Source organism: Actinacidiphila sp. bgisy144, from assembly GCF_057708105.1.
The window spans coordinates 123987-136765 of the sequence record NZ_JBYIRM010000012.1 but is presented as its reverse complement, the minus strand read 5'-3'; the positions used below and the strand labels follow the sequence as shown (position 1 = coordinate 136765).

The 12779-nt window shown below is 74.4% G+C and carries 15 protein-coding genes; 5 read left to right on the top strand and 10 right to left on the bottom strand.

Annotation, left to right across the window (positions count from 1 at the left end):
• Positions 1-34 precede the first annotated feature (34 nt).
• Positions 35-682: a TetR/AcrR family transcriptional regulator gene (locus AC3EVP_RS16375; protein WP_335972336.1), complete on the bottom strand. Its 648-nt coding sequence runs from the start codon at positions 680-682 to the stop codon at positions 35-37.
• A gap of 217 nt (positions 683-899) precedes the next feature.
• Here AC3EVP_RS16375 and AC3EVP_RS16370 point away from each other — a divergent pair, with 217 nt between their 5' ends.
• Positions 900-2129: an acyl-CoA dehydrogenase family protein gene (locus tag AC3EVP_RS16370; protein ID WP_435130690.1), complete on the top strand. Its 1230-nt coding sequence runs from the start codon at positions 900-902 to the stop codon at positions 2127-2129.
• Between the two features lie 103 nt (positions 2130-2232).
• Here the strand turns inward: AC3EVP_RS16370 and AC3EVP_RS16365 are convergent, their stop codons facing one another.
• Entirely contained in the window at positions 2233-2376 is a 144-nt protein-coding gene (locus tag AC3EVP_RS16365; RefSeq protein WP_335972334.1) for a hypothetical protein, read from the bottom strand.
• 163 nt (positions 2377-2539) lie between these two features.
• Between AC3EVP_RS16365 and AC3EVP_RS16360 the strand changes: the two genes are divergently transcribed.
• Positions 2540-2668, top strand: a complete 129-nt coding sequence (locus tag AC3EVP_RS16360; protein ID WP_335972333.1) for a hypothetical protein — start codon at positions 2540-2542, stop codon at positions 2666-2668.
• Positions 2669-2786: 118 nt separating this feature from the next.
• Positions 2787-3383, top strand: coding sequence for a winged helix-turn-helix domain-containing protein (locus tag AC3EVP_RS16355; RefSeq protein ID WP_435130689.1), 597 nt, complete (start codon positions 2787-2789; stop codon positions 3381-3383).
• Positions 3384-3476: 93 nt separating this feature from the next.
• Here AC3EVP_RS16355 and AC3EVP_RS16350 read toward each other — a convergent pair whose 3' ends face one another.
• On the bottom strand, positions 3477-3941 hold the full coding sequence (locus tag AC3EVP_RS16350; RefSeq protein ID WP_335972331.1) for a universal stress protein: 465 nt from the start codon (positions 3939-3941) through the stop codon (positions 3477-3479).
• A 229-nt stretch (positions 3942-4170) separates the two neighbouring features.
• Here AC3EVP_RS16350 and AC3EVP_RS16345 point away from each other — a divergent pair, with 229 nt between their 5' ends.
• On the top strand, positions 4171-4773 hold the full coding sequence (locus tag AC3EVP_RS16345) for an SRPBCC family protein (protein WP_435130688.1): 603 nt from the start codon (positions 4171-4173) through the stop codon (positions 4771-4773).
• A gap of 158 nt (positions 4774-4931) precedes the next feature.
• On the opposite strand, the gene AC3EVP_RS16340 is transcribed toward AC3EVP_RS16345, so the two are convergent.
• The 7 genes from AC3EVP_RS16340 to budC form a co-directional block, all read right to left on the bottom strand.
• Positions 4932-6152, bottom strand: coding sequence for an MAB_1171c family putative transporter (locus tag AC3EVP_RS16340; RefSeq protein ID WP_435130687.1), 1221 nt, complete (start codon positions 6150-6152; stop codon positions 4932-4934).
• Positions 6145-6723, bottom strand: a complete 579-nt coding sequence (locus AC3EVP_RS16335) for a ParH-like protein (RefSeq protein WP_435130686.1) — start codon at positions 6721-6723, stop codon at positions 6145-6147. The genes AC3EVP_RS16340 and AC3EVP_RS16335 overlap by 8 nt, the downstream gene beginning before the upstream one ends.
• A 207-nt stretch (positions 6724-6930) precedes the next feature.
• Positions 6931-7371: an XRE family transcriptional regulator gene (locus AC3EVP_RS16330; protein WP_335972327.1), complete on the bottom strand. Its 441-nt coding sequence runs from the start codon at positions 7369-7371 to the stop codon at positions 6931-6933.
• Positions 7372-7612: 241 nt separating this feature from the next.
• Positions 7613-8710: a baeRF3 domain-containing protein gene (locus AC3EVP_RS16325; protein ID WP_435130755.1), complete on the bottom strand. Its 1098-nt coding sequence runs from the start codon at positions 8708-8710 to the stop codon at positions 7613-7615.
• A 111-nt stretch (positions 8711-8821) separates the two neighbouring features.
• Positions 8822-10207 (bottom strand): glutaminase A, encoded by a 1386-nt coding sequence (gene glsA, locus AC3EVP_RS16320; protein WP_435130685.1) that lies wholly within the window; start codon positions 10205-10207, stop codon positions 8822-8824.
• Between the two features lie 101 nt (positions 10208-10308).
• Complete coding sequence (locus AC3EVP_RS16315) at positions 10309-11274, bottom strand: alpha/beta hydrolase fold domain-containing protein (protein ID WP_335972325.1); 966 nt, start codon at positions 11272-11274, stop codon at positions 10309-10311.
• Between the two features lie 21 nt (positions 11275-11295).
• A complete protein-coding gene (budC, locus tag AC3EVP_RS16310; RefSeq protein WP_435130684.1) occupies positions 11296-12063 on the bottom strand; it encodes a meso-2,3-butanediol dehydrogenase in 768 nt (255 codons plus the stop codon).
• Positions 12064-12202: 139 nt separating this feature from the next.
• On the opposite strand from budC, the gene AC3EVP_RS16305 reads away from it, so the two are divergent.
• Positions 12203-12769, top strand: coding sequence for a TetR/AcrR family transcriptional regulator (locus tag AC3EVP_RS16305; protein ID WP_335972323.1), 567 nt, complete (start codon positions 12203-12205; stop codon positions 12767-12769).
• Positions 12770-12779: the final 10 nt, after the last annotated feature.

Below are 12779 nucleotides of genomic sequence, written 5' to 3'. Positions count from 1 at the left end.
GCGGCCGGGGATGGGCGGCCCGGGGGCGGTCCGCCTACAGCCCGCGGCTGCCGGCCCGGTCGCCGGCCAGGGTGAGCCGGCCCCACAGCAGATCGGCCAGCGTCCGCACCAGTTGGTCCCGGGAGCAGGGGCGCTCGCCCAGCCACCAGTCCCCGGCGGCGTACATCATCCCGACGATGCCGTGTCCCCACACCCGGGCCACCTCGCGGGTGTCGGGGCCCAGGTCCAGCCGCTCGGCGATGACGTCGCCGAGGTCCTCGCCCATCCGCCGCAGCAGCGGCGCCTGGTGGCGGCCGACGTCGAACCCCTTCTCCCCGTCCGCCGCGGGCGTCTCGGCCGGGTGCATGAGGAAGCGGTAGACCTGCGGCCGGCTCTCGATGGCCGACAGGTAGGCGTGCAGGGTCGCCTCGACCCGGTCGCGGCGGTCGCCGGGGGAGTCCAGCGCGCTGCGCAGGGTGGCCAGCAGCGCGTCGGTGTGCCGCTTGGCGAGCGCGCGGTACAGGCCGGACTTGTCGCCGAAGTGGCGGTAGAGGATCGGCTTGGTGATGCCCGCCTCGGCCGCGATCGCGTTCATCGACGCCTCGGGCCCCTCGCGCAGCACCACGCGGTCGGCGGCCTCCAGCAGTTCGTTGCGGCGCCGCTGTGTGGCGGTCCGCTGGTCCTGCCGATGCCCGGTCTCCACGGTGCCTCCCGGTGGCCTGCCGCGCTCGGGTGACCGGGCGCAGGTGGTCCGCTGCTTGTCTGATCAACTCGTCCGCACAGCGCGTGTGCTGCGGGTTTCTGCGCGCAACGTAACACCCTGGCGGCGCCCGACCGCTGTGCGGTCTGCGAGTTGACATTCCCTACCGCACGGTAACAGACTGCCGTTACCGCAAGTAACAAGTCCGTGGAGGGTGACGATGGGCGACTTCACGCTCGAACTCAACGACGAACAGCAGTCCGTGCGCGAGTGGATCCATGGCTTCGCCGCCGACGTGATGCGCCCGGCCGCCGCCGAGTGGGACGAGCGCGAGGAGACGCCCTGGCCGATCATCCAAGAGGCGGCCAAGATAGGCCTTTACTCGCTGGACTTCTACGCCCAGCAGTTCTTCGACCCGACCGGCCTGGGCATCCCCATGACCATGGAGGAGCTGTTCTGGGGCGACGCGGGCATCGCGCTGTCCATCGTGGGCACCGGCCTGGCCGCCGTCGGGGTGCTCGCCAACGGCACCGAGGAGCAGATCGGCACCTGGGTGCCCCAGATGTACGGCGACGCCAGTGACGTGAAGGTCGCCGCCTTCTGCTCCTCCGAGCCGGACGCCGGCTCCGACGTGGGCTCGATGCGCACCCGCGCGGTCTACGACCAGGCCACCGACGAGTGGGTGCTCAACGGCACCAAGACCTGGGCGACCAACGGCGGCATCGCCAACGTCCACGTGGTGGTGGCCGTGGTGGACCCCGAACTCGGCACCAAGGGGCACGCCTCCTTCATCGTGCCGCCCGGCACCCCGGGGCTGTCGCAGGGGCAGAAGTTCAAGAAGCACGGCATCCGCGCCTCGCACACCGCCGAGGTCGTCCTGGAGGACGTGCGGGTGCCCGGGGACTGCCTGCTCGGCGGCAAGGAGAAGCTCGACGAGCGGCTGGCGCGCGCCCGGGAGCGGGCGAGGTCCGGGGACGGGGAGCGGGTGAAGAACGCGGCGATGGCCACGTTCGAGGCGTCCCGCCCGGCGGTCGGCGCGATGGCGGTCGGCACCGCTCGCGCCGCCTACGAGTACGCGCTGGAGTACGCCAAGGGCCGCGAGCAGTTCGGGCGCCCCATCATCGACAACCAGGGGGTCGCCTTCCAACTGGCGGACATGCGCACGCAGATCGACGCCGCGCGGCTGCTGGTGTGGCGGGCGTCCTGGATGGCAACCGCCGGGCGGCCCTTCACCTCGGCGGAGGGCTCCATGTCCAAGCTCTTCGCCAGCGAGACCGCGAAGAAGGTCACGGCGCAGGCGATCCAGATCCTCGGGGGCAACGGGTACACCCGTGAGTACCCCGTCGAGCGGATGCACCGCGACAGCGCGATCTACACGATTTTCGAGGGTACGAGCGAGATCCAGCGCCTCGTCATCGCCCGCACGCTTTCCGGGGTGCCGATCCGCTGAGGCTGCCCCGGCCGGTGGGTCCCGGACCTTCCCGCGGTGGGTGGCTGGTCGCGCAGTTCCCCGCGCCCCTGGGTATGTGCGGCTCTTCCCGGGGCGAGCACCTTCAGTCCCGGTAGCCGCGGAGGAGGAACCAGCCGAGGAGGGCGGCGCCGACGACCGCGACCACGATGAAGGTGCGCATCACCGGTCCGGGCCCGGGGGAATTGCTGACCGCCAGGGTGGTGGTGAGCGCGTGGTGGAACTGCATGGCGACTCCTTCGACTCGACGCCTCAGCGTAGCCCCGGCGGTGCGCCGCCCCGCCGCAGGGGGCGCCGAGCCGGAACGTGTCCGCGGCCGGAGTGACCGCGGACACGTTCCGGACCTCACCGGACCCTCACACGAAGGGCACGAGGTCTGGTTCAATAGGCGCATGGCCAGCATCACTGACACCGGGACAGGTCGCGACGACCTCGAGCCCTTCTGGCCGTCCCGGCAGGAGCACCACTTCGACCGCTGGTGTTGCCGCGCGATCCCCGCGCGGAACCACGTCGCCCGCTGACTCCACGCACCCGCACCGCACCCGGCCGCACGCCGGGTGCCGTCGGCAGCGGCAGCACGTTTCCGGTACCGCGCATACGGAAGTCCTCTCCGACCTCTCGCGCGAAAGAGCCGAAACCATGTCGAACGTCTCGCACATCCCGTCCGCCCCCGCCGCCGTCCCCGCGCCGTCCGCCGCCCGGCAGCGGCTGCGCGCGGTGCGGCCCGACGAGGTCCCGCCCGCGCCCGACTTCCTGCCGCCGGGGGCCACTTGGCTGCCGGCGCCCGGCCATGTGCTGCCCGCGGTGCCCGGCGGCGCCCCGATGGTCGGCTACCTGGTGCTGGTCCCGGCCGAGCAGGCGACCGCCGAGCAGCCGGTGCCCGCCGCCGACCCGCAGCCGTACACCGCCGCCCCGGCGGCAGCGGAGCGCGGCGCGCCCACCGCACCGGTGGTGATAGACGGCGAGCGCCGCACCGTCGCCGTCGACGGCCGCCCGCTGGACCTGACGTACCTGGAGTTCGAACTGCTCGCCCACCTGGTCGCGCACCCGCACCGCGTGCACTCGCGCGACCAGCTCGTCACCACCGTGTGGGGCTACGGCCATGTCGGCGACGGCCGCACCGTGGACGTCCACATCGCCCGGCTGCGGAGGAAGTTGGGCGCCGCGCACCGCGGCAGCATCGTGACGGTGCGCCGGGTGGGCTACAAGTACGCGCCCGCGCAGGCCGCCCGCTGAGCCCTGTGCGGGGGAGAGCAGCAGCAGAACACCACCGGGTCCCGGCCGTACGTCCGCGTACGACCGGGACCCGCGCCGTACGCGCCCCGCGGGCTACGGCACCACCGTGACCGGCCAGCGGCCGGACTTCACCAGGCGCACCGCGACCGAGCCGACCAGGCGGTGCCCGGCCCGTTCGGAGGCGCCGACCACCACGGCGTCGGCGGTGAGCTGGTCGGCGGCCATCGCCAGCCCGTTGTAGGGGTCGCCGCGGAAGGTGTGGAACTCCCAGCGCACCGTGAACGCCCCGCGCACCCGCTCCACCGAGGCGCGGATCTCGGCGAGCAGCTGCTCGGCGACCCCGGTGTCCGCCTCGGAGACCGGCACCCCGAGCGCGGCGCCGCCCGCGATGTACGGCTGCACGTAGACGAGCGCGAGCAGGGCATGCTGCCGGCGGGCCAGACCGCCCGCGTACGCCGCGGCCCGCCAGGACGAGTCCGAACCGTCGAGTCCGGCGACGATCACCTTCGGGCCGTCGGTGCCGCGCTCGAAACGGGTCGGCAGTTGCTGCTCTTCCACCAGGTCAGGCTATCGGTTTACGGCACACGTTGATCACCCCCGTGCACGCAGCGTTCTCACTCGATCGGCCGCATCGCCACGACATGTGCGCTTTTGCGGGGCACGCTGTGGAAGTGGAGTGAAGCAGACGGCCACCCGAGGCAAGCGCACCGTTCTCCGCGGTCCGCGTCCGCCCGCGGCGGCCGTCCGCGGCGCTACCGGGTCCACGCCGCTACCGGGGAGGTCAGCGATGCCTTGCGTGTCCACGAACGTGTTCGTGCGGCGTACACCTACGGAGGTCTTCGACTTCCTCGCCGATGCCCGCAACCTCGCGCTGTGGAGTTCGGGCGTGTCCTCGGTGGAGCCGGGGCATGTGGCGCCGGGGCCCGGCGCGGTCTACCGTTACCGCTTTCCCGGGCGGCGCCGCCCGCACCACCTGGTCTGCGCGGACTTCGAGCCGGGCCGCCGGATAGCGTTCCGCGGCCAGCGGATGTGGGGCCCGCTGGGCACCCAGGTCCCGCACTTCGGCTTCGACCTGCTGCCGCACGCCGACGGCACCCTGGTACGGCTGTCGGTGACCAGCTCGCTCAGTGCCGCGCTCGCGCTGCTCGGGCCGCTGGTGGCGATGGCGTGGCGGCGGGACCTGCCCGCCGACGGCCTGAAGTTGCGCGAACTGCTGGGTGAGAACCGCACCGCCGTCGAGCCGCTGTCGGCGATGATCGCCACCGGGGTCGACGCGGCCGCCGCGGCGCGCACCGAGCAGCCCGCGGCGCGGACGGGGGAGCCGGCCGCGCCCGCCGCGCCCCCCGCGCGGGCCGAGGCCGCGCCCACTGGCTTCGACTACGCTCATTGAGTGTTAAAGTATTCATGTGGCGATGCGGTGAACATCGGTGAACATGATGTGTCCGCGGCGTCACACCGCGACTGCCCCGGCCTGGTCCCCCCGTCCCGGCCGGGGCTCTTTCACGCCCGGGTCCATGTCCGAGTCCGTGTCCGGGCTCATGTCCGCGTTCATGGCCGGTCGCGCCCGCCGGACGCCGTGAGCAGGGCGAACGCCTGCGCCACCGCCGTCAGCCAGGCCACGTCCCCGTCGATCGTCCCGGTGCGCGGCGGCACGGCAGCGGCCACCGCGGGCCGCCGCGGCACCGGCTTGTGCCCCGCGCGCCGCGCCTCCACCGCCGCCGCGAGCGCCGCCGCCTCCACAGCCGCGTCGGACGGCGCCCTGGACAGCGCGTCCGGCAGCGCCTCCGCCCCCGCGGTCGTCCGCGCGGCCAGCCACGCCCGGGCGTCCGCCGGGTAGTACGGCCGCAGCGACAGCCGACCGTCGTGGATCTCGATCACCCGCCGGTACAGCGCGAACTGCACGTCCCGCAGCGCCGGCCAGCGGTCCGGGCGCGGCGGCCGCAGCGCGATGCCCGGGTGCGCCTCGTACAGTGCCGACCACAGCGGCTCCAGGGCGCGGTAGGAGCGGGCGGCACGCACCAGCCGGACCGGCGCGGTCAGCGCCCGCTCCCACGTACTGGCCGTCGCCCCGCCCACCGCCAGCAGGACGCACGCCAGCGCCAGCACCGCCGCCATCCGGTGCTCGGCGGTGTCCTGCCGGCCCGAGCGCAGCACCCGCACCGCGTCCCACAACAGCAGCAGCGTCCAGGCCGCGCCGACCGCGCCGCTCACCCGCATCAGCCGCAGCCCCGTACGCAGCGCGCTGGGCGGCATCCCGCGGGTGTGGCGGCCGAGGAGGGTGCCGAACAGGGCCAGGCAGCGCAGCGAGTACCCCACGAACAGCACGTCGTAGCCCGCCAGCAGCCAGCGGCCCGCGGTGCCGGTGACGTACCCGGTGCCGTTGTGCTCGCGGACACCCGCGGGCAGGAACAGCGCGGCCAGCAGCACACCGGCCGCCAGCGCCTGCCGGGCCGAGCGCCGCTCCGCCTCGCGCTGCGGCCGCCCCGGCTCCGCCAGCGCCCGGGCGATCAGCGCCAGCACCGTCAGCGCGCCCATCTTCAACTCGGTGCCCAGCAGCGCCGCCACCCGCGGCGCCGGCCCGAACCGGTGCAGCGCCCGTACGGTGGCCGGCGCCAGCACCAGCAGCGCCGCGCCCATCGACAGCGCGAACCAGCCGACGTAGCGCGTGGCCGGGTCCGGGTCGGGCCCGCCGAGCCGCACCACCACCATCCGGTAGCAGGCGAAGGCGAGCAGCAGCCCGCCCGCGGTGTACGTCCCCGCGTCAACCACGCGATCGGCCCCGGGCCCGCGGCACTCCGAACAGCGAGCCCAGCCGGCGCTGCTGGCCCTCCGCGAGCGGCGGGGTACGGGCCTCCCGCGCGGCCCGCGAGCAGATCAGCGACGCCAGCAACTCCGCCTCGTGCTCCTGCGGTTCGGTGTAGACGGTACGGCCCAGCACCCGCCGCACCAGCGTGTCCGGCAGGTGCGGCAGCAGCGCCCGGGACCCGGCGGTGGCGGCGTCGCCCGGGTCCGCGGCGTCGCCGGCGCCCGGCCCGGCCCCGTCGTGCCCGCACACCAGGTGCGCGGCCTCGTGGAGCAGGATGTGCCGCTGGTGCAGCACGCTGGTGTCGGTGGCGTAGACGATGCAGTCGGCGTGGTCGGTGACCATCAGCAGCCCGCACGGCAGGTTCGGCAGCGCGTCGACCGGGATCAGCTCGATCGGCCGGCCGCGCCGCTCGGCGAGCCGTGCGATCAGCGCCATCTCATCGAACGGCCGGGGCAGTTCGCCCGAGCCCATGGCCCGGCGGTACTTCTCCCACAGCGCGTCATGTACGGCAGCCCGCGCTCTCACGTGCACCATCCCCCTGTCGCCGCCTGCGGCCGGCGCTTGCGCGCCGCCCAGGTCCGCTCTCGCGCCCGGTCCGGAAAGCTCCAAGACGCCCCGGTGCGGTTCCGGCGGTCACCTGCTCCCGGACCCGCACCCGTGGCATCCCGTCAACCCTTCTGCCCCGTTCTGCCCTGCTCCCCGTTGGTCCCTGCTCCCCGTTCGCCCCGAACCCGGCTGCTCCTAGGGCGAGTTGCGGTTGCGGTCCGCCTCGCGCCGGGCGATCAGGTCGATCATGTCGCTGATCGTGTCCATGCCCTCCGGCGAGAGGTTCACCGCCCGCAGCGCGACGCTGCGCACCCCGGCGTCCCGCAGCGCGCCGAGCAGCTCCAACTCGGCGGCGATCCGGGCGCCTTGGTCGTCGTCGAAGAAGTACGCGACCGGAATCCGGAAGAACTGCGCGAGCGCTTCCAGGTGGCGCTTGGTCGGATTGGTCCGCCGCCCGGTGCGCAACTGCCAGAGGTAGGTGGTCGAGAAGCTCTCCCCGGTCGCCTCCCGGCAGGCGCGCGCCACTTCCTCGTGCGTGTACGCCTCCCGGCCCGACCGGCGCACCACGCGGAAGAGCGCGTCGATCTTCTCCGCGAGGGTCGCCGCGCCGCGCGCCGACCCGTCCCCGTCAACCATGCCTGATTCCACCGCCCCCGCCGAGAACCGGAATCTCATGATAGGCGCGGGGGCCGCCACTTGGCACCGCTGTCCGGACCGCTTCTGTCGCCACCCGGCCGCAAGCGGACGCCCGCCCGCCGTGCGGCGGCCTGGGCCGTGTCTGACACACCCCGCCCCCCATGCCCCCGGCCATGGGGGAGCACCGGGCTCCGTCGGCCCCCGCCCCTCGGGCGGGACGGCGCTATGGGCCGGAGACAGCCTAGTAGCGCAGGACCGCGGCGATGTGGCCGGCGTCGGCGAGGTGGCCGTCCGGCACGAAGCGGACCCGGGCGCCGGTGTCGAGCGCCTGCTCGGCGATCTCGTCCACGATGTCGTCGCGGGCGCCGCGCTCCTCGGTGCCGGCCGGCACCAGGTGGTCGCCGTCGTCCCGGACCGTGGTGCGGTAGCCGTCCTCGATCGCCACCAGCGCCGCGCGGCCCTCGCTCACCGACTGCCAGACCTCGTCCACGCCCCCGGCGAACGCCTTGCGGCCGCGGGCCCGGTCCAGGTCGTCGAGCACCTCGGCGACCGCGCGCTCGTCGCGCTCGCGGTCGGCGTCGGCCACCGCCCGGGCCAGCGCCTCGCCCGGTCCCCCGGCGAGTCCGCCCTGCCCGATGTGCGCCACCGCGTCCCTGGCCACCGGGCCGACCTCGTCCAGGGCGCTGACCGCCTCCGGCTCGGCCACCAGGTACAGCGGGCGCGGGTCGGCCGCCTGCACCGCCCCCACCGCCTCGGTGACCTGCCGCAGGAAGGTCCGGGTGTCCTCGTCGTTGAAGATGCTCGGGGTGTCGCCGATCTGCTCCTGGTGCTCGGGGTCGAAGTCGATCGGCTCGCGGCGCACCGGGAACGGCCCCGCCTCCTGGTGCGGGGTGTGCTGGCGGCCGCCGCTCCACAGCGTCGCCACGTCCGCGGACAGCGCCAGCACCCAGAAGGGCCGGCTGGCGGCATAGGCGGCGACCAGGTTGCGGGTCAGGAAGGTCTGGGCCAGCAGCACCCGCTCCGGCACCGGCCGGTCCAGCGACCAGACGTGGTGCTCGCCGGGCGCGGCGAAGATCGCCAGACCGTCCTCGGCGTACACCAGGTCCACCTCCGCCAGCGCCTGGTCGAGCCGCCCGATCACGTCGATCCGGTCCGCCCTGGCCACCTCGGGGTCGCTGTGCACCGCGTTCTTCGCCTCCTCCAGGAGGTTGCGCAGCCGTACGGCGTCCTGCGCGTTGTCCGGTTCGCGGCGGTGCGTGGGCAGCAGCACCGAGACCGCCGGGTACTTGCGCGGGCGGCGCAGGTCGGCGAGCGCGGCAGGAGTCAGCGGCTGGTGCATGGAGGGCATGGGATGACCTTTCCGGCGGCTTGCGAAGACGCGGCCCCCGAACCGTCTGGCCGTCTTCCAGCAGTCGTCCGCTTCCGACATTTCCGTCACTACCTGGATATATCAATCGGGCGGCTTCCGCAGCCCAGCGGAGGAGGCGACCAAGCAGTCCTCGGCCCACGCGACCGCCTCCGCGCGGCTGCCGCACACCTGGGCGCCCGACGCAAGCCCGCCGTGCCCGTAGGCCTGCGCGCCCGGCACCACGCCGACCCGGTGCCCGGCGGCCGTGACCCGCTCCAGCGCCGCTTCGAGCATCGCGCGGGCCGGCGGCCGCACCCACAGCACCTCCGCCAGGTCCAGCACCAGCCACCCCGGCTGCTGCGGCGCCACCGACGCCAGCGCCCACAGCACCCGCTCCACCGCCGTGAAGTCCAGCTCGCCCCGCGCGGCCACCAGCGCGATCCGCCGCCCCTCGCGGGCCAGCAGCTCCCGCTCGGCCGGCGGCCGGTCCGCGCCCGCCGGCCAGTGCTCCGCCGTCGTGCACGCGGTCACCGTCGCCGGGCCCGGCGCGGGCACGTGCATCAGGTGCATCCCGAACCGGCGGGACATCTCGCGCAGCGCCGCCACCGCCCGCACCGGGCTGCCGGTCGAATCCAATGGCGGGCTGTAGCAGGCGATGCCGAACCGGCCCGGGCTCGCCGCGGCCAGGCCGCCCGACACGCCGCTCTTGGCGGGCAGCCCCACCCGTACCAGCCAGTCGCCCGCCGCGTCGTACATCCCGCAGGTCGCCATCACCGCGAGCACCTGCACCGCGACCGGCTCGGGCACCACGCGCCGCCCCGACACCGGGTTGACGCCGCCGGTGGCCAGCGTCGCGGCCATCACGGCCAGGTCCACCGTGTCCACCCGCACCGCGCACTGCCGGAAGTACGTCTCCACCGCGGCCCGCGGTTCGGTGCGCAGCGAACCGGCGGCGTGCATCAGGTAGGCCAGGGCGCGGTTGCGGTCGCCGGTCGCCGACTCCGAGCGGTAGACCTCCTCGTCGACGTCCAGCCGGCGCCCGGCGAACGCGCTCAGGCCCTCCAGCACCCGGCCGAACCGCTCCTGCGGGCTGCCGGCCGGCACCAGGTTCGTGGTGGCGATCGCGCCCGCGTTGATCATCGGGTTCGCCGGGCGGCCCGTGCCGCGCTCCAGGCTGATCGCGTTGAACGCGTCGCCGCTCGGCTCGAGGCCCACCCGAGCCCGCACCTCCTCCAGCCCGAGTTCCGCCAGGGCCAGCGCGTACACGAACGGCTTGGACACCGACTGGAGGGAGAACGGCACCCCGGCGCGCCCGGCCCGGTACCGGTGGCCGTCCATGCTCACCAGCGCCAACCCGAAGTCGCCCGGGTCGGCGAGCGCGAGCTGCGGGATGTACGAGGCGACCTCGCCGTCCGTGACCGGCAGCAGCTGCCGGTGCACCTCGGCGAGGCCCGCGCTGATCACGTCGAACGGTGCCGCGTCGGCCATGCGTCCATGCTTGGCGCGGCACAGCGGGGCCGCAACGCGGGACCGCGACGGGCAGCCGTGCCGCGGCGGCGGCCCCGGGTCCCGTGCCGCGGCCGACGGGCTCAGCCGTGGAGGTGGCGGCGGAGGTAGTCGTGCCAGGTGCGGACGAAGGTGCCCGCGAGGGCCGAGGCCGGGGCGAACACGTCCCAGGCGTGGTAGGTGTGCGCGTAGAGGTGCAGGTCGACGGGCACGCCGGCGGCGATCAGGCGGCGGGCGAAGTCGATGTTCTCGTCGCGGAAGACGTCGTACTGGGCGACGGCGACGAAGGTGTCCGGCAGCCCGGCGACGTCCGTGGCGCGGCCGGGCGCGCTGTAGGGGTGCACGTCCGCGGTGCCGACGCGGTCGCCGAGCACCGCGGCCCACGCGTACGCGTTCTCCCGGCGGTCGTAGACCCCGAGGTCGACGATCTCGCGGCTGGAGGCCGTCGCGCCGCGGTCGTCGAGCATCGGGTAGTTCAGCGACAGCAGCCGCGGCCGGCGGTCCCCGCGGTCGCGGACCATGAGCGCCGTCGCGGTGGCGGGCGCCCCGCCGCCGCTCGCGCCGGCCAGCCCGATCCGGTCGGGGGCGATGCCGTGGCCGGCGGCGTGCGCGACCAGGTGGGTGTAGGCGAGGTAGCCGTCCTCGGCGGCCCCCGGCGCCTGGGTCTCCGGTGCCAGCCGGTAGTCGACCACGGCCAGCACGATGTCGAGTTCGAGCGCCATGGCGGCGGCGTACGCGTGGGCGACGCGGTCGTGGGCGCTGCCCAGCACCTGCCCGCCCGCGTGGAAGTACAGCAGCGCCGGCCGCGGCCGGTCGGCCGGCACGGGGGAGAACAGCACGACGTCGAGTGCGGTGCCGTCGCCGCGGGGGACGGCGAGCGTCTCGATCGTGACGCGCGGGTCGGGATCGGGTATCGGCAGCCCGGCGCTCGCGGCCTGCGCCTGTGCGCGGCAGGCGGGGATGTCGGAGAAGTCGAGCAGCGCGCCGTTGGGGCCCTTGGGCAGGGCCGCCAGCGCGGCGGCGAGTTCGGGGTCGAGGTCGTAGGTCACGGGGCGTGGTCCTTCCGGAGTTCAGAACAGGGGAGGCTGGCCGCTGCCGGCGGTGATGCCGCCGTCGACGGGGAGCAGGACACCGGTGATGAAGCGGGCGTCGGGGGAGGCGAGGAACGCGACCGCGGCGGCGATGTCGGCCGGGGTGCTGTAGCCGGCCAGCGCGCGGCGGTCGTTGAACCGCTCGACCAGCCGCGCGGCCTCCGGGCGCCCGGCATGCTCAGCGCCCAGGGTCAGGGACGGGGCCACGGTGTTGACGCGGATGCCGAACCGCCCCAGGTCGAAGGCGAGTCCGCGGGTGAAGTTCACCACCGCGCCCTTCGCCGCGTTGTAGGCGGTGAGCATCCGGTCGCCGCCCATCCCGGACGCCGAGGCGATCTGCACGATGCTGCCGCCGCTCCGCTTCAGGTGCGGCAGGACGGCCTGCGCTCCGTGGAAGCAGCTGTCCACGTCCGTGCTCATCACCAGGCGCCAGTCCGCGGCGGTGGTGTCCTGAAACTCCTTGCCGAGCCCCAGGCCCGCGTTGGACACGAGCACGTCGATGCCGCCGAACCGCTCCGCGGCGGCCTCGGCCAGCGCGTCCATGTCGTCGCGGCTGGTGACGTCCGTCGTCACGGCCAGGGCCCGCTCCCCGCCGAGCTCCGCCGCGAGCGCGTCGAGCCGGTCCCGGCGCCGGGCGGCCAGCACCACGCGCGCCCCCTCCTCGTGGAACCGCCGGGCGATGCCCACCCCGATCCCCGAGCTCGCGCCCGTGACGACCACGGTCCTGCCGTCGAACCGCTGCTCCATGGCGACCTCCCTCACGTCTCATGCCAGACATTTTTAGCGTCAGAGTCTGACGGTTTTAGTGTCGCATTCTGACGTTACATGGTGTCAGGGTCTGACGTAAAAACCGGCAGGTGCCGACACCGGGCGGTAGAGTGTCGCCATGCCAAGAAGCGGAGAAGCGGCACGCCGGCGGCTGCTGCAAGCCGCGCTCGACCTGTTCGCCGAGCACGGTTTCGACCAGGTCACCGTCGAGGCCATCGCCGCACGGGCAGGGGTCACGGAGCGGACCTTCTACCGGCACTTCTCCGACAAGCGCGAGATGTTCTTCGACGGCGAGAGCGAACTGCGCGACGTCCTCACCCGAGCCGTCGCCCAGGTCCCGCACGGCACCAAGCCGCTGCCGGCCCTGCGCGCCGCCTTCCGCGACTCGGTGCCGCTCTTCGAACGCAACCGGCCCGTCACCGAGCGGGGCGCGCACCTGATCGACGAGACCCCGGCGCTGCGCGAACGCGCCCTCGCCAAACGGGCCCTGCTCGTCGACGCCCTGACCGGCGCGCTGCGCGGCCGCGGGGTCGACGCCCGGACCGCGCCGCTGCTCGCCCAGGTCGGCATGGACACCTTCGCCGCGGCCACCCACCGCTGGATGCAGGACGGGTCGGTCCCCCTCGGCGACCACATCGACCTCGCCTTCCGCGAACTGCGGCTGGCGGCCGCCGCGCTGAAGTAGGCACCCGGGC